Origin of the sequence: Paenibacillus sp. MAEPY2 (genome assembly GCF_000499205.1) — a bacterium.
Classification (GTDB): Bacteria; Bacillota; Bacilli; order Paenibacillales; family Paenibacillaceae; genus Paenibacillus; species Paenibacillus vandeheii.
Genome location: NZ_AWUK01000031.1, coordinates 16505 through 42402 on the forward strand (window position 1 = coordinate 16505; position 25898 = coordinate 42402).

The 25898-nt window shown below is 47.8% G+C and carries 20 protein-coding genes and 1 pseudogene; 5 read left to right on the forward strand and 16 right to left on the reverse strand.

Going from position 1 to position 25898, the window contains the following annotated elements; translation table 11 throughout:
* Positions 1-6 precede the first annotated feature (6 nt).
* The 7 genes and pseudogenes from P364_RS0123180 to P364_RS0123210 form a co-directional block, all read right to left on the reverse strand.
* Positions 7-987: a glycoside hydrolase family 43 protein gene (locus tag P364_RS0123180; RefSeq protein WP_024632437.1), complete on the reverse strand. Its 981-nt coding sequence runs from the start codon at positions 985-987 to the stop codon at positions 7-9.
* 15 nt (positions 988-1002) lie between these two features.
* Positions 1003-1344, reverse strand: coding sequence for a hypothetical protein (locus P364_RS0123185; RefSeq protein WP_152532742.1), 342 nt, complete (start codon positions 1342-1344; stop codon positions 1003-1005).
* Between the two features lie 198 nt (positions 1345-1542).
* Positions 1543-2961 (reverse strand): annotated as a pseudogene (locus tag P364_RS35570) (arabinan endo-1,5-alpha-L-arabinosidase).
* A gap of 56 nt (positions 2962-3017) precedes the next feature.
* Positions 3018-3860, reverse strand: a complete 843-nt coding sequence (locus P364_RS0123195) for a carbohydrate ABC transporter permease (protein ID WP_024632439.1) — start codon at positions 3858-3860, stop codon at positions 3018-3020.
* Between the two features lie 24 nt (positions 3861-3884).
* Positions 3885-4775 (reverse strand): carbohydrate ABC transporter permease, encoded by an 891-nt coding sequence (locus tag P364_RS0123200; protein ID WP_024632440.1) that lies wholly within the window; start codon positions 4773-4775, stop codon positions 3885-3887.
* 153 nt (positions 4776-4928) lie between these two features.
* Positions 4929-6269 carry an ABC transporter substrate-binding protein gene (locus P364_RS0123205; protein ID WP_024632441.1) on the reverse strand — a complete coding sequence of 447 codons (1341 nt, stop codon included), beginning with the start codon at positions 6267-6269 and terminating at the stop codon, positions 4929-4931.
* 132 nt (positions 6270-6401) lie between these two features.
* Entirely contained in the window at positions 6402-7379 is a 978-nt protein-coding gene (locus P364_RS0123210; RefSeq protein ID WP_024632442.1) for a glycoside hydrolase family 43 protein, read from the reverse strand.
* 334 nt (positions 7380-7713) lie between these two features.
* Here P364_RS0123210 and P364_RS0123215 point away from each other — a divergent pair, with 334 nt between their 5' ends.
* Entirely contained in the window at positions 7714-8631 is a 918-nt protein-coding gene (locus P364_RS0123215) for an ArsR/SmtB family transcription factor (RefSeq protein ID WP_024632443.1), read from the forward strand.
* An 82-nt stretch (positions 8632-8713) separates the two neighbouring features.
* Here P364_RS0123215 and P364_RS0123220 read toward each other — a convergent pair whose 3' ends face one another.
* Together P364_RS0123220 and P364_RS0123225 are read right to left on the reverse strand one after the other, a co-directional pair.
* A complete protein-coding gene (locus tag P364_RS0123220; RefSeq protein ID WP_024632444.1) occupies positions 8714-9229 on the reverse strand; it encodes an SRPBCC domain-containing protein in 516 nt (171 codons plus the stop codon).
* Between the two features lie 29 nt (positions 9230-9258).
* Positions 9259-9606 (reverse strand): ArsR/SmtB family transcription factor, encoded by a 348-nt coding sequence (locus P364_RS0123225; protein ID WP_024632445.1) that lies wholly within the window; start codon positions 9604-9606, stop codon positions 9259-9261.
* Positions 9607-9891: 285 nt separating this feature from the next.
* Between P364_RS0123225 and P364_RS0123230 the strand changes: the two genes are divergently transcribed.
* The gene (locus tag P364_RS0123230; RefSeq protein WP_024632446.1) at positions 9892-10419 is read left to right on the forward strand and encodes an NAD(P)H-dependent oxidoreductase; all 528 of its coding nucleotides are present in this window, start codon (positions 9892-9894) and stop codon (positions 10417-10419) included.
* 239 nt (positions 10420-10658) lie between these two features.
* Here the strand turns inward: P364_RS0123230 and P364_RS0123240 are convergent, their stop codons facing one another.
* Together P364_RS0123240 and P364_RS0123245 are read right to left on the reverse strand one after the other, a co-directional pair.
* A complete protein-coding gene (locus P364_RS0123240) occupies positions 10659-11018 on the reverse strand; it encodes a winged helix-turn-helix transcriptional regulator (RefSeq protein WP_024632447.1) in 360 nt (119 codons plus the stop codon).
* Between the two features lie 43 nt (positions 11019-11061).
* Entirely contained in the window at positions 11062-11925 is an 864-nt protein-coding gene (locus P364_RS0123245; protein WP_024632448.1) for a helix-turn-helix domain-containing protein, read from the reverse strand.
* A gap of 253 nt (positions 11926-12178) precedes the next feature.
* Between P364_RS0123245 and P364_RS0123250 the strand changes: the two genes are divergently transcribed.
* The 3 genes from P364_RS0123250 (at position 12179) to P364_RS0123260 (ending at position 18027) form a co-directional block, all read left to right on the forward strand.
* Complete coding sequence (locus P364_RS0123250; RefSeq protein ID WP_024632449.1) at positions 12179-13867, forward strand: ABC transporter substrate-binding protein; 1689 nt, start codon at positions 12179-12181, stop codon at positions 13865-13867.
* A 12-nt stretch (positions 13868-13879) separates the two neighbouring features.
* Complete coding sequence (locus P364_RS0123255) at positions 13880-15391, forward strand: glycoside hydrolase family 43 protein (protein WP_024632450.1); 1512 nt, start codon at positions 13880-13882, stop codon at positions 15389-15391.
* Positions 15392-15726: 335 nt separating this feature from the next.
* The gene (locus P364_RS0123260; RefSeq protein ID WP_024632451.1) at positions 15727-18027 is read left to right on the forward strand and encodes a helix-turn-helix domain-containing protein; all 2301 of its coding nucleotides are present in this window, start codon (positions 15727-15729) and stop codon (positions 18025-18027) included.
* Between the two features lie 155 nt (positions 18028-18182).
* On the opposite strand, the gene P364_RS0123265 is transcribed toward P364_RS0123260, so the two are convergent.
* The 5 genes from P364_RS0123265 to P364_RS0123285 all read right to left on the reverse strand — a co-directional run bounded on the left by P364_RS0123265 (position 18183) and on the right by P364_RS0123285 (position 25875).
* The gene (locus P364_RS0123265; protein WP_024632452.1) at positions 18183-19229 is read right to left on the reverse strand and encodes a glycoside hydrolase family 18 protein; all 1047 of its coding nucleotides are present in this window, start codon (positions 19227-19229) and stop codon (positions 18183-18185) included.
* Between the two features lie 5 nt (positions 19230-19234).
* Positions 19235-21868, reverse strand: a complete 2634-nt coding sequence (locus tag P364_RS0123270) for a transglutaminase-like domain-containing protein (RefSeq protein ID WP_024632453.1) — start codon at positions 21866-21868, stop codon at positions 19235-19237.
* 7 nt (positions 21869-21875) lie between these two features.
* Entirely contained in the window at positions 21876-22898 is a 1023-nt protein-coding gene (locus tag P364_RS0123275) for a carbohydrate-binding family 9-like protein (protein WP_024632454.1), read from the reverse strand.
* A gap of 61 nt (positions 22899-22959) precedes the next feature.
* A complete protein-coding gene (locus P364_RS0123280) occupies positions 22960-24246 on the reverse strand; it encodes an alpha-L-fucosidase (protein ID WP_024632455.1) in 1287 nt (428 codons plus the stop codon).
* 33 nt (positions 24247-24279) lie between these two features.
* Complete coding sequence (locus P364_RS0123285) at positions 24280-25875, reverse strand: extracellular solute-binding protein (RefSeq protein WP_024632456.1); 1596 nt, start codon at positions 25873-25875, stop codon at positions 24280-24282.
* Positions 25876-25898 lie beyond the last annotated feature (23 nt).

Genomic DNA, 25898 nt, shown 5'->3' on the forward strand with positions numbered 1-25898 from the left:
CATTCCTTATTTTGCTTCAGCCGCAGCCTTCCCATCTGGAACAGGGACTCCAAAATCAGGTGTACCATCCTCGTTCCATTGAATCACCTGCGCGCGGGCATGACGGTTTGGATCATAAAGAGGGTCTCCCTCGATGTCCTTGTAGTTTCGTGCGTGATAGATCAGAATATCCGTTTTACCATCCGGTGATACCGTGAAGCTGTTATGACCCGGACCATACTGGCCGTTTGCCTCACACGTCTGGAATACCGGTTTAGGCGATTTTACCCAACTCGCTGGATCAAGCAGGTCGGCATCTTCATCCGCAGTGAGCAAACCCATACAATAATTATAGTCGGTCGCACTCGCCGAGTAACCGATGAAGATCCGTCCATTGCGATGCAGTACTGCTGCCCCTTCATTCACCTTGAAGCCGATGATTTCCCAATCGTACTCCGGTGTAGCGATCATGACCTGTTCTCCACGCAGCGTCCACGGATTTTCCATTTCGGAAATGTACAGGTTCGAGTTACCCACAATGTCCGGATCTTTCTGAGCCCAGACCAGATAGCGGATACCCTTATGCTCAAAGGTCGTTGCATCCAATGCAAACGTCTCCCAGCGCGTTCGAATCTGTCCTTTCTCTGCCCACTCACCTTCCAGTGGATTCGCAGAATCGTTCTCCAATACATACATCCGGTGGTCAAAAAGACCCTCATTCGTCTCGCTCGTATGGGCTGCTGCATAATATATGTACCATTTCCCATCGATAAAATGAATTTCAGGTGCCCATATATTGGCACTCATCGGTCCTCTATCATGTTTATGCCATGCCGTTACCGGCTCGGCATTCTTCAACTCTTCCAAGGTTAATGCACGCCGAATCTCAATCCGGTCAAAGGCTGGAACGGAAGCCGAGAAATAATAATATCCGTCTGTGTGACGGTACACCCACGGATCAGCACGCTGCTCCAGAATGGGATTGGTAAATGTAATGGAATCAGTCATGGGAATGCTCCCCTTTCAAATGTGTGTGTATGGCTCGGAGTAATTATTTTGTAAACGCTGATGGAAAAAGAGCAAAGAACCTTTGATGGTGCATCGCGGACGCTCCGGGGGTGGTAGGGCCTTGTTGCTCTCTTGTCCTCCGATTTCTTCTTTCCACCGCTCTTGGCGGTTGAAATCGGATGCCAAAGTCACTCCTTCGGCTCCTTCCTCCCCCTTCGCTGCTTGTGCACCTTCAAAGTGACAGCTTCGCTCTTTCTCGCGCCGCTGAAACAAATTTAACTCCGAGCCATTGGTTGTGGCTCTGTATATGTGGTGTCGCCCGCTTCGCTCAGGCGACTCTCCCCACACTAAATGCATGGCTGGCCGCTTTTTTAGGCCAGCTCTTGGTGCACCGCAGACGCTCTGGAGGTAGCAGGGCCTTGTCGCTCTCTTGTCCTCCGTCTACGCTCGCTGAACCAAATCCAAACTTCGAGCCATTGGTGTGGCTCTGTATCTATGGGGTCGACCGCTTTGCTTGGTCGACTCCACATGATCTCGAGCCATAATTATGGCTCTCTATTCCGCCGCCTTGATCTGCTTGCCCCAGACGGCAATCCCGCGGTCGTTCAGGCCCGTTACCACAAGTGCTGGCTGGCTTCGCTCCCAGTCCCAGGATGGAAGGAGCTTCAACTCTTCTGTAGAAGCTCCGCCCCACGGGCTTTCTGTCCACTCCAGCGTCAGTGTTTGTTTGCCGTCAAACGTCCATTTGCCTGAACCGTTTTCGCTTTTCGCTTTGCCGTTGGCTTGTAGGGTGTAAGGCACTGCCTGCACCTGTCCGTCCACTGACGGGTCAACAGCCAGGCCTTCCCATTCCCCGGCGATCATCGACTTCAGAATGTCCTGTGCGTACTCACCTGCATAACGTTCTGGTGACACAACAGGCCAGCCGTCCTTGGTCCACAGCATTTTACGTACATGCAGATACGGCCAGTTTTTATCCGTCTCGCCTCTCGCATGATGCACAATATAATAATCGTCGCCATCCTTAAGGACTGAGTTATGTCCAGGTGCAACCCAGCCCTCACCTTCGGTGAAGCGGTAACCACCCAGAATTTTGGTTCCGACTTCATATTGAGGCAGATGCTCCGTATCCAGCATGTTCATGCCATTTACGTCCGTGTAGGGGCCTGTTATGGAATCGGCACGGGCTACACGCACATTATAATCTTCGAATAAGGAATCATAGGAGACGAATAGATAATACTTTTTGAACTCCGGGTTATATACGATATACGGACCCTCCACTGCACCTTCTTCCGTAGCACGATCACGGGCGGCAATGCGGGTTCCATAGCCCTCTTCCTTGAACTTTCCGGTTTGCAGATCGAGAGGTGCAATGTATATTCCGTCAAAAAAGGAACCGTATACCATCCATGAATTGCCTTCGGCATCCACTACCGGATTGGCATCAATGGCATTCAACTTATCCTTTTCGTTCTCGGAAGTTTTAACAACCAATCCTTCATCTGTCCAAGGTCCTTCCGGAGACGCAGAGGTCTGCAAACCGATAGCCGAACGTGTACTGCCAAAGGTTGAAGCCGAATAATACATTCGGTAGTTATCGCCAACCTGAATCACATCCGGTGCTCATAGATTCACAGCCCCTGTCCAATCGAGCGCTTCCTTCGGAATACCTGGTAACGCTTGACCTACCCATGTCCAGTTGATTAGATCATCCGATTTGCGAACCATGACTCCAGGTTTCGCTTCTCCCGCTACCCGAACGTCGGTCGAATAGACGTAATATCCCTGATCCGTTTTGATAATGGCCGGATCATGTGCGTTGTTCACCGTCCAACGGGATTCGTCGTCCAGAATGGAGGTGTCATACAATCGAGTATCTTGAGGAGCTTCAGGAAAGACAGGCGGGGACACGGCTTGCCCTGCCCCATCTCCAGAACAGCCTGTAACCCCAATCAACAACAGCAGCAGCATGGAAGCAACCACTCCTTTACCTGAATTTGTCCACCCGCGGAATGTTCTCCGCTGATTCATCCTTTCACTCCAGAGATCGCTACCGATTCAATAATCTGTTTCTGGAAGATCAGGAAGATGATCAACACCGGCAGCAATGCAACGATGGATGCTGCCATAATAAGCGGATAATCCGTCTGTATCGCATACGTGGCATTGAAGTTCGCAATAACGAGCTGCAAGGTCTGCTTCTCCGGTGAATTCAGATAAATAATCGGTGCCAAGTAATCGTTCCAGATGCCCATAAACCATAGAATCAACTGTGCAGCTATCGCAGGCTTAATGAGTGGGAACGTAATGCTGGAGTACAGTCGGAAATAGGAACTGCCATCAATTTTGGCTGCTTCAATAATCGCATCAGGCACACTGAGCAGATATTGACGAAGGAAAAAGATCATGACCACGTTGCCGAACAATCCCGGAACAATGAGCGGTAACAACGTATCCACCCAGCCGAGCTTTGAGAACATGATGAATTGTGGAATCATTACCGTTGGGTACGGAATCATCATCGATGCGAGCAGAGCAAGAAACAGTTTGTTTTTATGCGGGAATCTCAATTTGGCAAAAGCAAAGGCGGCGATACTGGACGTAAACGTCCCGACAATCGTCACACTCAGCGCAACGATCAAACTGTTTTTGATCCCGCTGAGCAGCGGACCCGCTTCCCAGATTTCTTTATATTTGCCGAACTGAATAATCTCTGGAATCCATACGGGCGGCAGGGCAAATACATCCTGCTTTTCCTTCACCGAAGTGGATAACATCCAGATCAGCGGTGCAATCATGGCAATGGCCCCAATCGCCAGAACAATGAAGATGATCGAGTTGGTCAGTTTTCTCTTTTGACTATAAGACATATCCGTTCACTCCTTTCCTTGTCCTCAATCCCCATCAAAGGCTGATTTTTCATTCATTTTGAATTGCACGAGTGTAATGACAAAAATGAATACGCCGAGAATCATTGCCATGGCTGACGCATAACCCATTTGCAGGTTACTAAAGGCCTTTTGCCAGATATAAAAGACAATGGAGGCTGATGAGTATTCAGGGCCGCCAGTAGGCGTCATAATGTTCATCTCGGTAAAAATCTGCGAACCGCCAATAATGTTTGTGACGACGAGGAAAAACGTAACAGGCTTCACCATCGGCCAGGTGATATTGCGGAAAATCTGGAACCCATTCGCTCCGTCGAGCTCAGCCGCTTCATAATATGTACGCGAAACGCTTTGCAAGGCGGCCAGATAGAGCAGCATCGTGTAACCGAGCCCCTTCCATACGGCCATAATAATCAGGGCAGGTTTCACCGTTTCTTTATTGGCGAGCCAGTTGGGCCCTTCAATCCCGAATAGATCAAGGAATTGGTTCACCAAACCATAATCCCCGTTGTACGCCCAGTTCCACATGATGGACACCGCAGCCAAAGAGGAAATAACCGGAATATAGTAGATTACACGGAAGGTTGTTGTGCCCGGAATTTTACGATTTAGCCCCATCGCCAGCAGCAGCGCCAGCAAGAGACCGATCGGAATGCCAAGCATGAGATAGAATGTATTAAACATCGCTTTGTAAAATAGGTCATCGGTAAGCAGGTCCTTAAAATTGGCCAAACCAATAAAATTCATCTGTCCCAGTCCATCCCAGTCTGTAAACGAACCATATAGGGAGTAGAGAAAAGGGAACATGACAAAGATCAGCAGCCCAAGAACCGGAGGCAAAATGAACAAGTAACCGTACAGCATCTCTTTGCGATACAATTTCGATTTTGTAACCACGGCAGTCACCCCTGTTTCTAGTATCAGTTCAGCATGTGGCATCATTCGATTGAAACGATCCGATCAATTGATGCCACATACCCGCATGGAATCATCCAATAATAACGATGCCAGCAGCATGATCACAGACCGCTGGCATCGCCTTTTCATCTATTATTTCTGTGATTTCTTCTCTTGCTCTACCGCTTTGTCCAGCAGCTTCTGCATTTTTGGCTGCTGCTGCTTCACATAGTCTGCGGCTGTAATCTTGCCGTCCAATACCGGCTGAATGTCGGTGAAGAACAGGTCATACCATTCCGCATTGTACGTGTAGTTACCTGGCAGAGCACGGCCGTAATCTTTTACGATATCAATGAATTCCTGTTTGTTAGCAGGTTTCGTTGAAGTATCTTTGGCCCATTCGTCAGCCATATCGAGCAGGTTCGGAATTTGTACTTTGGCATCCACCAACTGCTGCATGCCTTCCTTGGAAGCCGTGAGGTAATTCACCAATGCTGCGGCTTCTTCCGGGTATTTCGTTTTAGCAGACACCCCGATACCGAGGGAGCCGATCCACGTTGCGGATTTTCCGGTAGAGCCCGCTGGGAAAGGAAGCAAATCATAATCGAAAGGCAGTTTCTCGAAAGTACTCATATCCCATGGGCCTACAGGGAAGAAAGCCATTTCCCCTTTCATCCAGCGTTGGTACGTATCCAATGTTTGCGCTTCCTCAATGGAAGGCGTGATTTTATATTTGTTTTGCATGTCGGCAAAGAATTGTAACGCTTCAGCAAACTTGGGATCATCAATCGTCACTTTTGTTTTGCTTGCATCCAGCCAGTCTGCACCATTGCTCCATACAAAGGATTGCAACGCCCACTGTATGTTAAAGCCTGTACCGAACACGTCCGGTTTGCCGTCGCCATTCGTATCCTTGGTCGCTTGCTGGTTGACCTTGATGAATTCTTCCCAGGTATAAGGTTTGTCTTTATCAGGGAATGGAATGCCTTCTTTTTCAAATAACGTCTTGTTATATCCGAGTGCAAACGGACCCAAATCTTTCGGCATGCCGTAGATATCACCCTGACCTGCCATTTTGCCATCATAGCGGTACAGGTCGACACCATATTTCCAGATGTTGTCCAGATCCACGTCCGCATTGTTTTCAACGTAAGGTGTCAGATTCATCAACACATTGCTGTTCACGTAGGCTTTCACATCGCCAGGGTTAATATAGAATACGTCTGGCAAGCTGTTGCCTGTGATGGCAGCTCTCAATTTTGTCGCGTATTGATCCGCAGCAGTAACGATAATTTTGACTTTGACACCGGGATGCTCTTCTTCATATTTTTTAACAACGGCTTGATAAGCCTTCTGTTCATCCGTGCCACCCCGGAACATAAACGTCAGTTCCTTGTCCCCGCTTGAACCACTGCTGCCACCACAGCCTGCAAACACAATTGCGCTCACAAGCATAAGAAGCATGATCGTAACCAACCTCTTTTTCTTTACCATCTGAACCCCTCCTGATCTGGATTTGTAAACGTATTCAATTAGCTGAAATAAGATTTCTGTTGTTAAATTTATCAAACCCAGATCACTTTAGTCAATACTTTATTAAAACATTTTATGTTTATATAAAATAAACTAGTACGTTGGCCATCCGCTGGAATCCCACAGCAAGTCGTTGATTAACAATTTTGGATTGCCGTTATCGTCAGCATCATAGGCATGGCGTGCAATGACGTTACCGTTATACACATCCTGGCCGCCGGGTCCCTTCCACTTGACATTCCCTGAATCCAACAGGGTTCCGCCGCCGTTCAACATGTTCACACCGTTTTTATCCACATAAGGACCTGTAATACTCGTTGAACGACCATAGACCATTTTGTACGTGCTGTTCACGCCCTGGCAGCAAGAATCAATGGAGGCAAACAAATAATAATAACCATTCCGGTACACAATACTCGGTGCTTCGATGGCCCCTCCATTATTCGGACGCGCCGCAATAGAGGATATGCTTCCAGTAGGTTTCATCGTCGTTTTGTCGAGTTTCACAATCTTCAGACCGCTCCAGAAAGAACCGAAAGCAAGCCATGGGTTGCCAGAAGCATCGATGACCAGATTCGGATCAATAGCGTTATAATCGTTAGCAGATGTGGTTTGAAGCACTAACCCCTCATCCTTCCACGAGCCTGCTCCAATGCTGGTTGCAGACGCAAGCCCGATCGCCGATCTGTTGGAGCCAAAGGTAGAGATGGAATAATACAGCCACACTTTGCCGTTATACTGCTCAACGTCTGGTGCCCATACATCCAGACCGCTCTGCCCCGGAACGGCTGAAGCCCACCAGGAGGGCTTGCTCAGAAAAATCTGCGGAACGCGGTACCATGAGGACCCGTTATCTGATTTCAGCACCTGAATGCCCGCACCCGTTGAAAAGGTATACCATGAGCTTCCCTCTTTGATGATGGATGGATCGTGGACGGCAATATCTCCGGTCAGATTCCAGAATGCTGCAAATGCCCGAGACTGACCCGCCAATAGCAGCACAAGTACAAGCAGTGCAGGTAACGCCCAACGTTTCTTCCTGAATCCTGTCAATCCTTTGAACTTTTCCAAACTGAATTCCACCTCTCCTGATCAAATAGTTAATTTGGTTCATGAAGTATTAAATCAATTTAGGTATACTAGGATTATAAAAGCGGTTACATTACATTTCAATGGTATATTTCAAATATATATAAATCGATTCACACTATTTTTTAGATTATTAATTCATCCATATGTGATTTATACTTACATTTTTGTTATATAAACAGGGGATTTGGCATCCTTTTCTCTGCCCTTCCCTTCCTTCAACGAATCATTTATAATTATCTAAAACAAACCATATAAATGTGCAGAAGCCTGAATCAGAAGGGCTTTGTTCAGAACGTGGAAAGGAAACCCACCTATGATTTATATTAAAGATCTGATGTCTGGCGTTAATATATTCAAGGCACTCAGTTCGGAAATTCGGATCCAGATCATTGAGTTGCTTGCCAAGAACCAGAGTCTTAACCTCAATGATCTCGCGACCAAACTGGGGCTCAGCAACGGCGCCATTACAATGCATATTAAGAAATTGGAAGAAAGCGGCCTGATTGAAATTAACACCGCAGTCGGCAAACACGGAATACAGAAGATTTGTTATCTGAATGAGGAAAAACTGATGGTTGATCTGCGTTCTCAGGAGATCAGCAATCGTTATGAAGTTGAAATTCAGGTGGGACACTACAGTGATTATCAGGCAGCTCCAACTTGTGGACTCGCCACCCGGGACAGCATTGTTGGGGAATTTGATGATCCGCGGTATTTTGCGGACCCATTGCGAATTGATGCGGAGATGATTTGGCTGGCTGAGGGTTATCTGGAATACCGGATTCCGAACTATCTCAAGCCTAATCAATCGTTTAGCGAGATCCAGCTATCCATGGAGTTAGGCTCGGAAGCACCGGGATATTGCGATAACTACCCTTCGGATATTTATTTCTACGTCAATGGAATTGAGATTGGATGCTGGACAAGCCCAGGGGATTTCGGCAATACACGTGGTACATTCAATCCAGACTGGTGGCCACCGCATCTGAATCAATACGGAATGCTCAAGCTAATTCGTATCACTCAGGAAGGTAGCTATATCGACGGTTGCCGCATCTCGGATGTAACCCTGAACGAGATCGGCCTGGATTACAAAAGCGATATCCACTTTCGGATTGCTGTAACTGACGGACCAGTGAACAAACGGGGATTGACGATCTTTGGCAAGCATTTCGGCAACTATGGACAAGGTCTACTCGCTCGTGTGCTCTATAACGTACAAGAGGAATAATTACGCAATTACAACACACCGCGTTAAAACTTAAAAACAAACAGCCGCCAAGCAATAAGCTTGGCGGCCATATTCATCTCTATTACTTAACCTCGCCCAGACGCTCTGCGAGACGGTCCCATGTTTCCGTAATCCCTTGCAACATTCCCATATCCATGACCGTTTGGAGAGCTTCTGCGGATACATATTCTGAACGATTAACGATCTTTGTCTTGCCGCCAAGGTCAATGAATTGCATAGTCACCTCGGTTGTCGGCAGGCTCTCATCTGTGTTCCCTTCGGCATCCGAGAAAAAATCGGTATATACAATCCGTTCCGGTTCAACAATTTCCTTATATACAGCTTTGCCCCAAGATTCCATACCGTAAAAATCACCCTGTTTTGTATCCTCACATTTCATGCAGTAATGCCAAGCGCCGCCTGGGCGAAAATCGACGTTACAGACAGGAATCGTCCATCCTCTCGGTCCCCACCATTGCCGAAGATGCTCCGATTCCTTGAACATGCTGAACACAAGCTCACGAGGTGCGTCAAAAACACGCTCAAGTACAAGTACCTTTTCATTCTCCACGCTCGACACCATTCCATCGTTTAACATTGTCATTCCTCCTTATGAATTGGGAATACTTATGGTTTGTCTTTCTTACTTTGCAGTTCACGCAAGTATTGATCCAGGTTGTCAAAACGATCTTCCATGACGCTCTGAAACGACTTCACCCACTCATCCAATGTTTGAAAAGGTTCGGGACGGAGCTTGTAGATCCTGCGGTTGGCTTCGGCCTTTACCTCCAAAACGCCATTATCACTGAGCACTTTCAAATGCTTCGAGGCTTGAGGCTGGCGTAGTCCCAGCCGTTCAGCAATTTCCCCTACAGTCAGAGGACCATCACGCAATAGTTCGACGATATGCATACGATTCGGTTCAGCCAAAGCGCCCAACAAGGCCATGTCCATACCCGGATTGTGTCCTGACATGCCTTTCACCTCATTAAGTTATAGTGTATCGGTAGAATCTCATCTCCTTCACCAAAATGCTCTTCTTCCTGATATCTGAAGTATACTCTACAAGGAATATTCCTGTAAAGGAATATTATTTAGATAGTCAGTCCCCTTTTCTTCATTAAATACTCTTTGGAACATACCGAAGGACCGCAGGTGCTTACCTTGAGGTAAGTACCTGTACTAAAAGTGCATACTTACATCTTGGTAGCACTCCCCTTATACTCAAGAAATATTAGAGTTTAAGGAGGAAGTATTATTTTGAAAACACTTGTCATCGTAGCACATCCCAATATGGAAACATCGGTCATCAACAAACGGTGGATAGAAGAACTCCAACAATATCCGGAAAAATATACAATTCATGAACTTTATAAAGTTTACCCTGATGGTCATATTAATGTGCAGCAAGAACAGCAGCTCATTGAATCCCATGACGAGCTGATATTGCAATTTCCGTTCTATTGGTTTAGCAGCCCACCTCTGCTTAAACAATGGCTGGATGACGTTTTTACTTACGGCTGGGCTTATGGCTCTAAGGGAGACAAACTACAGCAACGCAAAGTTGCCTTGGCCGTATCCGCCGGAATCAAAGAGGTGGATTACGCGGAAGAGGGCAAATATCGCTATACCCTTGGACAACTGTTATCTCCTTTTGAAACAACCATGCTTTACTGCGATGCGGATTATCGATCATTCTTTGCCTTTTATGGGGCAGAACACGAGCCTGCGTCAAGTGAATTGGAACAAAGTGTACAAGACTATTTGAATTTTATTGACAATATGTAATCCTAATCACCAGGTCGTTGAGGAAGCACTATGCTTGTTCTCCGTCTAGAGAAGTTGGCAAAAAAAGAAAATAAAATGCATGGTCAATGGCTTGACCAGGAACGTCTTCTGGATGATTAAAGTGGCATTGAAACCATTGGAGATAAATTGCTTCCTAAATCTTGTAAATCAATCATAATAACAAAAGGATCTTCCATATCACGTATGGGAGATCCTTTTGTTGTTATAAAACGGCTGCACTAGCGTTGAACAGACTCCGGGTCAGATCCCATATTGGCTTCTCCCCAATCACACATCATATGGAGCAGCGGCATCAGTGAACGCCCCCGCTCAGATAATGAATATTCAACTTTAGGCGGGATCTGGGGATATTCTTGACGTATCACCAAACCATCCTCCTCCATCTCTTTCAGCATAACGCTCAGGCTCTTAAAAGAAATGGTACCGATACTTCGCTTCAGCTCATTATGCCGCATTACCTTGTTTTCGGCCAACCAATACAAAATGACCATTTTATATTTACCACTAACCAGGGACAACGTATATCCAAAGCCGGTGTCTTTTAATGCCACGCCAGTCGGAACACAGGTTTCGCGCATAAGTTCCCCCTCCTTCTTTTGTTCATCGTACCATAGTGGAATGTTATAGAGACTGCCTGAACGTTTTGGGAGACATGCCATATGCCTTTCTGAACTGTCGAGTGAAATAATTGCTGTCGTTAAACCCGCATTCATACGAAATTTCCGTGATGGACAGGTTCCCGTGTTTTAACAGATGACACGCCCTTTCCAGACGCAACTTCTGCAGATAGGAGATGGGCGTCATCCGATAATAAGATCTAAAGATCCGATTCAGATGCCTTATAGAAACATTCGACTTTCCTGCAATCTCTTCCAGGGACAGAGGTTCCAGATAATGATCCTCAATATAGGAAATGGCATTAGCCAAATGCATCAGATTATTGCCCTCTATCCCCTTCTCCTGTGTATCATAATGCCTCGACAAATAAACAACCATCTCCGTAAAACGAGAAATCAGCATGGTCTGATACCCTTGCTGCTTACTTTTATATTCCTCAATCATGACAGAAATCAGCGACTCCACGTACTCCAGACTGGGAATAGGCAAGGCCATTTTACTCGGATAAGAGTGAATACTGCGATAATACGGCTCCAATACAAACAAAGCCTGAAAGCCTTTGGATTTTCTCAAATCCGGTCCTGCTGAGGCGAGCATTTCAGGTCTGAACATAATATTGCATATCTGAAAATCCTGAGGATCTCTGTAGGCATGCGGAGTGGAACCATTAATTACAAATACATTTCCCTTTTTAACAAAAAACGCCTCTGTATTGACAACATGTGTCGCATTGCCATTCAGGACAATGACAAGTTCCGAAAAATCCACATGCCTGTGAAGTTCGGTATCTTCGTCATGTCCTCCATATTGAATATAAAATGGGAACTCCGGATCGGCTGTAAACCAATTCAAATAGGCGTTGCTCAACAGTTCGCCCTCCATGGTTCATGCTGGGATGAATGTCTATATCATGCTACTCCTGGACCGAAAAATCAAGGTTTGCCGATCATAAGACCTCTATAATTCCTCATGTAGCCATGCAAATTTAGCACAGAAACGAGGGGTGTTATGAATCGTGAAAACAGGATTATATGATTGATCTGTCGGATGCAGGGACTTTTTTAAAATCCATAATTGTAAACGCATTCAAGAAAATAATGAATAACAACAGGGGGTTAATATGATTCATACAATGAGAAAGATTGCAAAATACTCTGTGGTCCTCACAGTCTCATTAAGCTTGCTGGCAGGATGCAGTAGCGGCAATGACCGTTTGGAAGGTAATGAAGGAAGTGACAGTGATACTTCACCGATGACGTTGACTTTCTTCGGAGCGGATTCCAACGCAAACTGGAATAAGATGCAGGATGATGTGGGTAAGGAGATAACCAAACAGACAGGAATTACACTTGATGCGGAATTTGCAGTGTCGGACCCCGCACAGAGACTGGCACTGATCGCGGCAAGTGGAGATTACCCGGATCTGATCAGTCCAAAAGGGGATTTGGACAAGTTGGTAGATGCAGGTGCCATGCTGGACCTTACCGATCTGATTGATCAGCATGCCCCAAACATCAAGAAGCTGTTCGGTGATCAAATCAAACGCTTGCGCTACAGTAACGATGATCCGTCCATCTATGTCATCCCTACCTACTCTGCCATAGACGGAGTCAACTTCGTGGCTGGCGCAGGTTTCGAGCTTCAGCATCGTGCTGTAAAAGAGGCCGGTTATCCACAGATCAATACACTGCAAGATTATGAAAATGTCATTCGATCCTATCTGGAGAAGCACCCTACCGACGAGAATGGCAACAAAAATATCGGCATGACATTGAACGCAGATGATTGGCACATCCAAATTACCGTGACGAACACCGCAGCTGAGACCACAGGCAAATCGGGCGATGGAGAATACTACATTGATCCCAATACAAATGAAGCAACTTATCATTTCCGTACGGAAGGTGAGAAAGAGTATTTTCAGTGGCTTAACCATATGTATAATACCGGGTTGCTTGATCAGGAATCTTTTGTTCAGAAAAATGACCAATATCTGGCCAAAGTCGCTTCTGGTCGCGTCATTGGTCTGATCGATGCAGACTGGGGCTACTCCGATGGGGAGAAAGCACTGAAGGCTTCAGGAAAAAATGATCAGACTTATGGACATTATTCTGTCATGCTGTCCGACCAATACAAGGATAACCGCTACCAGTCCACAGGTTTCATGGCTGGCTGGGGAGTAGGCATAACAGAACGTGCAGAAGATCCGGTCCGAGCCATTAAATTTCTGGATTTCCTCGCTTCTGAAGAAGGTCAGGTTCTCAACTATTGGGGGCTAGAAGGCAAGCAATATACCGTTGAGGACGGTAAACGTGTTGTGCCTGCGGATGTGCAGCAGCGTATTATCAATGACAATATCGCTTTTACCAGAGAATCCGGTGTAGGACTCTACACCAATATCGGAGGGCATTACGGGGATGGCGTAAAAGACTCCACTGGCAATTATTTTACCAAGAACTTCCCGGAACAGATCATTGAGAATTATACGGATGCTGAGAAAGAGACCCTCAAAGCTTATGATGCAGCGACCTGGATGGATCTGTTTCCGAATGAGAAGGATTTCCCGGTAAAACCGTGGGGAGCGGTATGGAACATCTCCGTACCAAGTGATGATGAAATCAACATTATAGCCAACAAGGTGAAGGATATTACATGGAAGCAGATTCCACAGGCCGTGATGGCCAAACCGGAAGAATTCGATGCGATCTGGAATGACTATCAGCAGAAGCTCATTGATGCAGGTGTCGAAAAAATGGAACAGGGATTCACCAAATACGTCCAGGATCGGGTTAAACTCTGGAATGAATAGGAGCACAACATGATGAACTACACCAATCCCGTGATTTCGGGCTTTTATCCTGACCCCAGCATCTGTCGGGTAGACGACGATTATTACCTCGTAACCAGCACATTTGAATATTTCCCGGGGGTGCCGATTTTTCACAGCAAAGATCTCGTGAATTGGCGCCAGATCGGCCATGTTCTCACGTCTGCCAAGCAGCTCCCGCTCGCCAATGCGGGGAGCTCCGGCGGCATATATGCGCCGACCCTCCGCCATCATGATGGCTGGTTTTATATGACAACGACCAATGTAAGCGGGGGTGGTAACTTCTTTGTACGCAGCAGAGCGGCTGAAGGACCTTGGTCCGATCCCATTTTTGTTGCCCAAGACGGTATAGATCCCTCCCTACTCTTTGATGAGGATGGTCGTATATACTTTCAAACCGCTTGTAATGGTGATAAAGGCGAAGGAATCTATCAATGTGAGATCGACATCTCGACAGGTCACAAGCTGACAGAAAGCCAATTCATCTGGAGTGGAACCGGCGGTGCTGCACCTGAGGCCCCACATCTTTACAGAATCAATGACTTCTATTATCTAATGATTGCCGAAGGGGGAACCGAATACGGGCATATGGAAACCATTGCGCGAAGCACGAATCCATACGGGCCATTCGATCCCTGTCCTCATAATCCCATCCTGTCCAATCGAAGCATAAAAAGCAGTATTCACGCCACTGGGCATGCGGATCTGATACAAGCACAGGATGGGAGCTGGTGGGCGGTATGCCTGGGAATTCGTCCTGCAGCCTACCCCATGCGTCATCATTTGGGTCGTGAGACATTTCTCGCACCAGTGACCTGGACGAGTGACGGATGGCCAATAATCGGTCATGACGGACATATTGAGCCCGTCATGACCGGGCCTCAGCTGGCTGAGGTTCATTGGCCCCGCAATGCAATCCGGGATGATTTCGATGGATCCACACTGGGCCTGGACTGGATCTTCCTGCGAAATCCGGCTCCTGGAAGTTGGTCACTCACAGAATACCCGGGTCATCTTGTTCTAAGAGGGAATCCGGTCTCTCTCAATGATGGTCGCAATCCCGCCTTTGTAGGTCGTCGATTGAGCCATTTCTTATGCAACGTGGCTGCCAAATTGAACTTTGAGCCAATACATGATGGTGACGAATCGGGATTGACTGTCTTCATGAATGAGAGATATCATTATGATTTAGCCATAAAACGAATTAACGGCCAGAAAAAAATCATATTTCGGCGAACGATTGCTTCATTAAGAACAGAAGAGATTCAGGATTGTGAAGCCGGACCTGTCATATTACAAATCCAGGCCCAACGTGATCTTTTTACGTTCTCCATACAGCAAGGTTCAACAATTGGCACTGTACTTGGCTCTGGCGATACACATCTGCTCTCTACTGAAGTGGCGGGTGGATTCACGGGGGTCATCCTTGCCATGTATGCCTACAGTCCATCGGGAGAAGGTGCGCCAAGCCAGTTCGATTGGTTTGATTATGAACCGTTGGATTAAATCATAGTGCGACCTTCGAATTTCAATGTAAAAACGTTGAATATCCTCCATTAAAATTATCCCCTTCAAGTCGATACTCTTTTGAAAAGCCTTGTGTGGTAACATAAGGAAAAGAGTTAACTTGAAGGGGATTTTGCTATGGTCATATACATCGATTCTTTCAAGCAACTTTCCGCACAACTCCTCTTAAATTTCAGAAAAGTCCATTGATTTATTAGAGAAGTTCTCCTAGTATTTTTAGTAGGACACCCAGAGCTCGACATCATAGCAATAGCTTTACTGTTTTATGAGAGCGCTATCGCTGCAGCACTATAGAAAAACGGGAGGTTGCAGATATGAAATGGAATCACTTCAAGTCCAAGCTTCTGCTTAAGTACACACTATCCTATATCTCCATTTTCCTTATACCTCTTGTTATATTAACTATTATTATTTATCACAATGCTGTGGACACGCTCCGTTCAGAGATCGAACAAACCAATGTCAATCAACTGACCCAAGCGAAAACGGTCATTGATGACCGAATGAAGGAATTGCAGGACATCGCATTTCGCATCGCCTACGATGAGCAGCTGACCCGATATTGGACCCACCATCCCTATTATAGCCGGGAATCGATTAGTGCCTTGGTTAAATACAAAGCGACCAGTTCCATTATTGATGAGCTATTCCTGTTCTTCCGTGGAGATGATAGCATCTATTCGTCCCAGGGCTCTGAGAACCTGGATGTATTCACCGGCCGCTACAAATTTAACACCTGGAACGAAACGGACATGATCCGGGATTTGAATAACGTTCCGTTTCCCACGATACGACCAGCAGAGCAAGTCGTCCAAGGAACCAAAATACCCAATTCCATGCTGGCCTACCTTGTACCGATTGCGCCTAACAATACGCCCGCCCATGGCACTGTCATGTACCTGATTCACGAGTCCAATCTGACCGGATTGATTGATTCCATTCTCAGCGACTACCATGGGATGACTTATATATTCGATAATTACGGGCAGGTACTGGCCGCCAACTATCAAGGGGAAACCATTACCGATCAGGAAGTCAAAGCTCTGTTTGCACTTGAGCCGGGAACGCACAGTCTCTCCTTAAACCAGGAACCGCATTCGGTTGTATCCGTCAAATCAGATGCTGGCTGGACTTATGTAACGGCTATGCCGAGCAATCAATTTTTTAGCCGTATCGTCCATATTCGTACCTTTATTGTTCTGGTTTTCTCCTTCGTGGTGGTGATGGGCACTTTCCTTGCCATCATGCTGGCACGAAGACAATACCATCCGATTTCAGACTTGATGGAGTTCATTCGGTTGAAAAATAATCCTGAACCTTCCACATCCAGCAACGAGCTGGAATGGATCAAGAAAACGCTGCATGATTACAGCCAGCGCGTAGATCTTCAGGAGCCCTACGCTCGTAATCATATACTGCTCATGTTACTGAAGCATGGTCATACCGGAGAAATCCCTTCTGAGTTTACGGACAATCTCGGCATCCGTTTTAATCGGTCCCATTATTTTGTCATGACCTTGGGCTGGGAAATGCACGCTTTTCCCATCGGCGATAACCCCGAACAACGTACGGTCATGCAGATGGTAAACGATATAGAACTGCCGGAGTTGTCTGCTTATGCTTACGGCGTGGAGCTTCCACAGCCAGACCAATTAGCCCTCATTGTCGGTTTTGATGCCGAAATCGGCCATCATGCCAGCTTGAGTAATCGTATGGAGTCTATTGTTGGGTCACTGCAATCGATGGTGACAGAGCACGTCGGAGTCGCTCCGGCGATTGGTATCGGCAACAGCTACAGTTCTCCATTGCAGCTGAACCAATCCTACATCGAGGCATCGACCGCACTCGAAGCATCCATGCTGCACGGACAAGGCAGCAGTACCTTCTTCAACGCCCTTTCCGGTTCCGGTGCACAGGATTCGTCCTTCTGGGTACCTAAGGATGTGCTGCTGAAGCTGGTTCAGAGCTTGAAACAGGGCAGCTACGATGTGGCGGTTCAGATGGTATCCACCGCGTTGAATACCCTGAAATCTGAAATGCCATCTGTACCGCTGCTGCGCTGCATCTGCTTCGACATTCTGAATACGATGCTCAAAACGGCCTCGGAGCTTGGCATTCATCACGTGGTTAATCAACTTCCACGGATTACTTCCTATGACTCGCTGGAGGATTTGGAGAAAAAACTGACAGGCCTTGCCGCCGAAATCTGCGCCCATGTCGAGGCGAAGAGCGAGACGGAAGAAAGCTCGCTGATGGATGAAATCGTTGCTTATATTGATGCCAATTACTCGGATTATGATCTCAGCCTGGGTACGATCTCGTCTAAATTCACGATCTCTTCATCGTATTTCAGCCGTTCATTTAAAGAGAAGATCGGCATGAACTTCACCCAATACATCTGGCAGAAGCGGATGGATGAGGTCATCCAGCTGCTGCTGCATACAACTGATCCGTTAAAAGATATCATCACGCGCGTCGGTTATCTGGACACACCGAACTTTATCCGCAAATTCAAGAAAGAGACGGGTTACACCCCCGGACAGTACCGCAAAATGCACCGCCCCAACGGCTCCGCCGATTCCCCGGATGACGACGACGAGGAATGTATTGGATAAAGGCTTCGAATGACGTCTTTATAAGGAGTTCATCGGATAACCGATTCACCGAATAAATAGAAACCTCCCCTTCATCGTATGGTGAAGGGGAGGTTTACGTATTTTCAAGTTTACTTTTCGAGTGTTCGGAACGATCTCGTACGCCGAGGCTTCTTCTATTTTGCAGCCGAAATACCTTGAAGCCCTTGATGCATTGCACCCAGCAGACGGTGGGTCGGATCACAGCCATATTCCCAGAACATGATTCCGGCCAGGCCTTGATCCTTCACGTAATCACATTTGCACTGAATGGATTCCTCATCATCATACGATATTAGGCTGGAGCCGTTAAACAGAAACGGTGCACACGCTTCATCATCCCAATAACGGACGTAACCATTCTTGTTGATGTACTTTGCATCCAGCTTGGCAAAAGCCGGACCGTACCCGCCTGTACTGCCGGCCATTTGATGTAGGCCACGGTTCCGGTCAGGAACCTCAGTCCAGATCCGGGAGTAGAACGCAGCACCGATCACAATCTTCTCCTTCGGAACGCCGGCGCGAATGAACAGGTTCACGGAAGCATCTGTACTAATTCGGAACAGATCCCCGGTTGGCGTATACAGATTCGTATGATGTCCAGTCAGAACCTGAAAACCGCCCCGCATATCATAGGTCATCAACTGCACAAAATCCAGATACTTCTGAACCTCAGCCATTTCTGTACCGTCTACGTAGTATTGGTCAGCCCCTGCCGCAATCGTGAGCAGATAATGACGGCCATCCCGGGAGCCTTTGGCATCCATTGCCCCCCGGATCGTCTTGAGGAGCAAGGTGAAATTCCGTTTATCATCAGGACTTGATGCGATGCCGGCTTCACCGTAACAAGGATACTCCCAATCCAGATCGATCCCGTCAAAAGGATATTCCTCCAGCACCCTAACCGCCGATGCGGCCATGCTATCCCTTCCGGCTTGGGTTGAGGCGGCTTCAGAGAAACCGCCAGCGCTCCATCCGCCAACGGACAACAGCACCGTTAGATTCGGATGCTCCCGCTTCATGTTCCGGATAACCTCGCCGTTTTTCAAATGCTCGGTTGTAATTTCATCATTTTTGACATGACCGAAGGCTACGTTCAGATGTGTTAACTTCAACAGATCCTCATGGCTCATATCGGGAAGAACTGAATCGACGACATAACCTGCAGCAATATAGTTTGGCACCCTCTTCACTCCGATCCATTCAATGATTGAGATATCGCTGCAGCAATCTGCAAGGCTTCCTTCCCGGTACCAATCTTGTACCCGGAAGCTGAATAACGGATTTGATCCTGGCTATCCAGCACGAACAGATGTGGATAGCCAGCTTCGTGAGCTGCAGGATTTGGAATGAAACCGGATAAGGACGCATAGCTTGAATCCCTTACAAAAATCGTACGTACGGGCAGCTTCGGATAAGCAGCAGGGTCAAAGGAGGCGTTCCATTCCGTATCTCCAATCAGCAGCACGATGGGTAGACCCAGCTTATCCAGCGGCTCAGCCAGTTCGCCCAGCTCACGAATCAGATGCTTGGTCGGTTCCCGCTCGGGTTCGATCCAGGCAGCAATGGCACCCTCTGCTCCCAGAAGAGCCTCCAGTACCACCTCTGAACCATCCAGACGGGTCAGTACACTGCCGGGTGCCAGTTTGCCCAACACGGGAATGTCTACCACCGTCTCGCGATAAGTTAATACCACCTCCGTAGTGTCTCCGGCGCGCACGGTAAAGTAAATGAAGCGTACTCTTACCGCTCCATCTTTCAAACGGATGCCCGTCGTCAAGCGATAAGCTCCCGGTTCAACCTCATATGGCTGGCTATAGACATCCGTGCTGCCATGAGGATATATCAACGTTTTATACACGCCATCTTCCAGACGGGCAAACGAGAAGTTCTCGCCATAGGATGCTGTTGGTGCTTCCTGCGGCCCCTCTTCATCCCTAAGGAGTTGCAGCATTCCCCAGCTTCTGTCCTCCTGATTACGAGAAGCGTTGAGACTGAACATCGCATTTTCCCAGCCTCTGTCACCTAAGTACTGAGGCTTCTGCTCGCTCGGATGCAATCGGGCCGGAATGCCCAAACTGCGGCACACAGCGACAAACAGAATATCCAGCGACTGCGGATCTCCCTTCATCAGGCTGAAAGTGCCTAACGGATTTCCCTTGCCTTTCAAGTTAGGGAGGTCCTCATTATACGCATAACTCTTTTCCAGCTGCCGGACAAGCGCCGAAGGCCCCTTCCTGAACGCCGCTGCCTCTTCCTCCGAGTAGGCATTCTGGAACACGGATCGATAAGGTACCACCATTTCATAGGAAACCCGCGGGCACAGAATGTATTCCACGAACGTTTCTTCTGTCCATGAGCCTCGCTGCGAGAGCGCACCTGTAAGGTGATCGTCCAGCGTCTGACGAAAAGTATCAATTAAATCTTTTTCATTCATCGACTCCAGCAGCCGGAGCGGCCACTCACCGTATTTCTCGGAACGTTCCTCCAGGAAAGCTGCGATTTCACGACTGTTGCCCCGTGCCTTCTGGAGAATATCCCATACCCGTTCCCGAGGAAGTCCAGCCGAATGAGCCAATGCATACGCCTCTTCCTTACTCAGGAATGTATCCTCATATCCACTCCGAATCTTAGCCCCTTCCTCCAGACGGCGGCTATGTTCCTGAATCTTCTCTTGCGGTAAAGCAATTGCTGCTTCTGCCTCTCCTTCGGGAGGAGGAACCATATCGAAATCCACGCTGCCTGATGGCTGCTCTGACGAGTCCAACACTAGCTCAACCTGATCGCTGTCCTGAGCTTTGAATAGGACTTCACTCCATTGGCCTCCGCTAACCGCATGAATCAATAAATCGCCACAACCTGTCTTGAAGGCAGCCTCCCCTAGCACATCGGTCTTAATTTCGGCGATCGGATAAAATTCAGCCGTGTTATACAGCTCGAAGCGGAGGCTCGCTCCAGGCACAGGCTCTCCCTGCATATCTTTCAACTTCACGCGGATGGTTCGCGTTGGTGCATAGTTTTCAAGCAAATTAATCTCCGTAAATCCCTTCTCGTTAAGGGTTATATCCTCTGGTCCCGGATAATCGGCAAAAATCCTCGTATTGATCAGCATGGCCCTGCGGGCTGGCGGAGTGAACCACCCTTGATTCAATCCGGCTTCCGGCTCGCATGCCCCAATGTAATACCATTGGCCGTCTGCCCAAGCTTCTACCCAGGCATGATTGCTGTCACTGTGAGCCCAACGCGGCGTATAGACCTGACGGGCAGGTATGCCGATACTGCGAAGAGCGGCTACCGCCAGCGTGGACTCTTCTCCGCAACGGCCGCGAGCATTCCGAATCATCGTCAGCGGCGATATCGTTCGCAGATCGCTGCCAATATAAGTCGCTTTCTCATGACACCAGTAATTGGTTTCCAGAATGGCATCCGCCATGGATAACTTCGCTGTCCGGCCAGCCAACTCATCAAATATAATGCCGCGAAAACCCTCAATATTCTCTGTATTGATTCGATAGGGTAGTACAAAATGCAGAAACAGATGATCCGGTACACGCTCGCCCCAAGGCACACGTTTGCGAATGTCCAGCGCCCGACGCACATGGCTGAGGAACAGTTCCCCATCATAATCAGCCATGTCATTCACTGGCATGTAGGCATACACATATTTCAAAGCCCATGCCTCTTCTTCAGTTAATGGCTGCTGAAACACATGAAACAGTTTATCTTTGCGGGCCTCTGCAAAACGTACCTTCTCCTGGAACTTCTGCTCAATCCGCTCCAATGACTGTGCATCCAGGGAAAATACCAAGGTTTGACTGGTCATTTCTGGCTCACTCCTTCCACAGCTTTCCGTCTTCCCGAATACAGATTACAGCCGTACCGTCCGAGGAAGGCGCAGTAATCTGGAACAGGCTGCGAGTCGTTTCAATTACAGGCGAACAGCTCCACGATTCCTCACCCATAAGTAGCTTCACATCCTGTGTAAATTCACCATGCGTTTCATAATAATTACGTTCACGATAATAGAGCTTGCGAAGCTCCCACTTGATTCGTTCGTCCTCCGGCAACTCAAAGGATTGTAACGTCTCATCTTCCGAAAAAACGACATAGCCCCATAGCTCCGGATAATGCATGTTGATAATGCCCATAGGCGACCAGACCCAGTTGTCCTCCGGAAACGGCTTGCCCGTCTCCGGATTTAGCACCTTGCAGTACTTACCATCCTGCACCTCGGTCTGCCATTCCACGCGCGAGAAGTTGACACGCCAGAACTCACCCGGCGCAGGCGGACGGTTGCCTTCGGCACATTCCTTTAGACTGGTCCAAGGAATTGCGACCTCCACGCTCCATTTCCGGTTATCAGCACCAGGTGTGTTCAGCTCCCCATCGATATGTACGGCCGTCTTGAGACCACTGATATCCCAACCATTGACCGGAGGTCCACCATCCCGATAAGGCTTCACCAGTAACAGATCCCATACCGTATTGAGCGCATTGATCTCGAACTCATAATATTGGTGGGAATCTCCGTCAGGATCGATAAAAATTTCAAAATCATTGTCATAGAAAATAACGGAATCGCGCTCAGTCAGCGTAGCCCATATCTGATCTTCCATCAGCTCGGCAGCAAAATAGAAATAGTCATCATCCCACAGCATTTTTACCTTTGTCTGTTTCCCTGGCTTCGGACGAAGATCGCCTTCGATATCAACGAAATCATCCGTCCAATCAGCCGCTTCCCAGAATGCCTTATCGACGCGGCCGTCCAGCACCAGCTGTTCCTTCGCACGCTTGCATATATAATGTTTGGGAGCATACTCAATCCTTGGCTCAGGCACTCCACTTTGGTTCATATCGCTCTCTCCCCTTCATGAGAGAAGGCATGCATCTATCAGCGCATGCCCTCCCGTAATGTTAGTTATGGGTAACAACGGCTCCTGAACCGCCATACATTTCCAGTTCCTCATCGAATTCGAGCTTAAGCACCGTCACCTGCTCATGGGTGTCCTCCGGGGTCATTTTGATCCATGTTGTGCCCGGGATATTGAACCAAGGCACGCCTCCATGGATCTCATGGTTAAGTTCTTTGCCCGAGTGCAGTACGGTAATCTTTTTGATCTTATTGCACAGTCCCTTAATGCACACATTTTCTTTTGGCTCGTCATATACAAACAGGTACAATGTCTTTCTGTCCTCGGATACGGTGCTGCCCCCCAGATAATAGCGGGGCATAATGCCTTCACCCGTTCCGAATACAGCCTCTTCATGCGTTCGGATCCACGCTCCCAGCCCAAGCAGAATATCCTCCTGTCTCTTATCGATGGTGCCATCCTCGCGCGGGCCGATATCCAGCAGCATGTTGCCACCCATCGAAATACAGTCACAGAACATCCGAATGATCTGATTTAACGATTTGTATTTATCGTCTGTTGGCACATAACCCCAAGATGTGTTGATTGTGGTGCAGAACTCCCATGGTCCCTCCGGTCTTGTGATCGGAATGCCTTGCTCCGGTGTTTTATAGTCCCCATAACCTTGAAGGCGGGAGTTGATGATGACATCTGGGTTAAAAGATTGCAGGTAATGCTTGAACTCCGGCAGATTCCACTGCTCGGCACTTCGCTCCCAGTCCCCATCGAACCACAGCAGATCCACCTTACCGTAATTCGTCATGATCTCCCGCAGCTGGTGGTTATTGAACTCAAGGAATTTCTTCCATTTCTCCTGATCCTCAACACCATCCACAGGGCTTGAATGCCGATTGACACTGCTGAGATCCTCCGGTACCTTTCCACCTTCAAACACGCTAGGATAATCCGGGTGCGACCAATCAATTAGCGAAAAGTACATCCCCAGATGTATGCCCTTCTCCCGAATCGCTTCCGCATATTCCCTCACGAGATCCCGATTCGCTGGTGTCTGCTTAACGACATTGAGGTCACTATACTGCGTATCCCACAGCGCAACACCATCATGATGCTTCGTTGTCAGCACAGCATATCGGGCTCCGGATTTCTCAATCAAGTCCGCCCACTTCTCCGCATTAAACTTCGAAGCCGTAAAGCCGTCCAGCTGCTTCATGTACTCTTCGTAGGAGATCCTTCCATTATAGAAGGACCACGATTCCGAAACCCCGTCCACAGCATAGATGCCATAGTGGATGAATATTCCCAGCTTGGCCTCTTCAAACCATTTCTGCATCCTTGTTCACACCTCTTTCTGGAGTCCTTCTTCTTATTTGCCTGTGTTCCAGCGATCGTAGGCCCCTTGATACAGTTCAACGATACGGTCGCTGCCCATTTTTTTGATCTGCGCAATATACTTATCCCAGTTCTCAAGCGGCTCTTGGCCTGTTACGAACTTCGCTTCCATCTGCTTGACGTACGTATCCAGATCAGATAACAGAGCGGTCGCTTCGCTTTGTTCTTCATTTGTTAAATAAACGTTAGGGAATGGTGATTTTCCGATAGGCACCAACTTCTCTTGATTCTGCTGGTCAAGCCATTCGTCAAATTCAGTGCGAAGACCTTTCGCTATATCCGGATCATTAATGCCCGGTGTCAAAATGCCATAGTTCGGTGTGATTTTACCGCGATATTCCTCACGATCCCCGCCGCCAGGAACAGGCAGCCATTCTTTTACGAGATTTTCCTTGTCTTTGAATTTCCAAAGCACACCTTCAGGTCCTTGATTGAACAGGGTCGCCCCATCATAGCTGTACAAATAATCGATCCAACGCATGGTTGCCTCAGGAGACGGGTTGCTGCTAGTAATCGCAAAGGTACCACGTGCCGATATGCCCGGGTGTTTACCGTATACAGGTGAGTCTGCGATCTCACTCTTTACTGGTGTCATCAGCGGATGTTTCGTGCTAGGCTCGCCGCCGAGTGTGAAGTATGGATGGTAATCATTGAACAGCGCAAGCTTGTTGCTTTCGCCTTTTGCCTTTTTCTGATCCCCTGTTTGGGAGAAGGTCTCATGATCCAGCAAATCTTCTTTCCACAAGCGGTTCATGAACGTCAGATAACCTTTATAGCCTTCTTCTTGATAAGGATAGTGAACTTTTCCGTCCTTATCCGCGTAGATTCCTTCGTTGTACATCCCCCAGAATCCGAAGAAGTACATACGAAGATCATCCAGTTTTACAGAAGTAAGCGGAATTTCATCTTGTTGTCCGTTGCCGTTAGGGTCTTCTTCCTTAACACGCTTCAGGTACGTATATAATTCTTCCGTAGTCTTAGGTTCCTCTACCTTAAGTGCTTTTAGGAATTCCCCGTTATACCACATCGGGCCTCTGTACCACACGGCAGCCGTATCGATAAATGGCAGTGCATACATATGTCCGTCAGGCGTTGTAAATGATTTGCGAACATCCGGGTTTTCGTCGAGAATCTTTTTAATGTTAGGGGCGTAGCCCTCATCAATGTATTTTTCCAGCGGGATCAGAATGCCTTGAGTCCCATAAGTAACCTGCTCAGCTGGCTTGAGATCCGCAGCATAGAACATATCCGGTAAATCGCCGCTCGCGAATACCAAGTTCTTCTTTGTTTCAAAGCTGTCGATCGGCGAAAGCTGGTATTCCAGCTTGATACCTGACAATTTCTCCATCTCTTGCAGGACTGGCATTGTATTCCAGTCGGCTACGCCCGCATCCTGGGACATGACCTTTAACGTAAGTGGTTTGTCCACAATCGGGAATCCTTCTTTCTTGACCCCTTCGACATTTGAAGTCGCAGAACCTCCATCTTCATTGGAACCACAAGCTGCAAGCAATGCTGCGGATAGGGTGAGGCAGAGTACAATGGATGAAGCCTTGCGAAGCTTTTTCATGACGACAACTCCCTTTTTTAGTG

What these genes read in the sequence shown, in the direction of transcription:
- P364_RS0123180 (WP_024632437.1), bottom strand. Translation starts at nt 987, where the DNA reads ATGACTGATTCCATTACATTTACCAATCCCATTCTGGAGCAGCGTGCT.
- P364_RS0123185 (WP_152532742.1), bottom strand. Translation starts at nt 1,344, where the DNA reads ATGCATTTAGTGTGGGGAGAGTCGCCTGAGCGAAGCGGGCGACACCAC.
- P364_RS0123195 (WP_024632439.1), bottom strand. Translation starts at nt 3,860, where the DNA reads ATGTCTTATAGTCAAAAGAGAAAACTGACCAACTCGATCATCTTCATT.
- P364_RS0123205 (WP_024632441.1), bottom strand. Translation starts at nt 6,269, where the DNA reads ATGGTAAAGAAAAAGAGGTTGGTTACGATCATGCTTCTTATGCTTGTG.
- P364_RS0123215 (WP_024632443.1), top strand. Translation starts at nt 7,714, where the DNA reads ATGATTTATATTAAAGATCTGATGTCTGGCGTTAATATATTCAAGGCA.
- P364_RS0123220 (WP_024632444.1), bottom strand. Translation starts at nt 9,229, where the DNA reads ATGTTAAACGATGGAATGGTGTCGAGCGTGGAGAATGAAAAGGTACTT.
- P364_RS0123225 (WP_024632445.1), bottom strand. Translation starts at nt 9,606, where the DNA reads ATGTCAGGACACAATCCGGGTATGGACATGGCCTTGTTGGGCGCTTTG.
- P364_RS0123240 (WP_024632447.1), bottom strand. Translation starts at nt 11,018, where the DNA reads ATGCGCGAAACCTGTGTTCCGACTGGCGTGGCATTAAAAGACACCGGC.
- P364_RS0123250 (WP_024632449.1), top strand. Translation starts at nt 12,179, where the DNA reads ATGATTCATACAATGAGAAAGATTGCAAAATACTCTGTGGTCCTCACA.
- P364_RS0123255 (WP_024632450.1), top strand. Translation starts at nt 13,880, where the DNA reads ATGAACTACACCAATCCCGTGATTTCGGGCTTTTATCCTGACCCCAGC.
- P364_RS0123260 (WP_024632451.1), top strand. Translation starts at nt 15,727, where the DNA reads ATGAAATGGAATCACTTCAAGTCCAAGCTTCTGCTTAAGTACACACTA.
- P364_RS0123270 (WP_024632453.1), bottom strand. Translation starts at nt 21,868, where the DNA reads ATGACCAGTCAAACCTTGGTATTTTCCCTGGATGCACAGTCATTGGAG.
- P364_RS0123275 (WP_024632454.1), bottom strand. Translation starts at nt 22,898, where the DNA reads ATGAACCAAAGTGGAGTGCCTGAGCCAAGGATTGAGTATGCTCCCAAA.
- P364_RS0123280 (WP_024632455.1), bottom strand. Translation starts at nt 24,246, where the DNA reads ATGCAGAAATGGTTTGAAGAGGCCAAGCTGGGAATATTCATCCACTAT.
- P364_RS0123285 (WP_024632456.1), bottom strand. Translation starts at nt 25,875, where the DNA reads ATGAAAAAGCTTCGCAAGGCTTCATCCATTGTACTCTGCCTCACCCTA.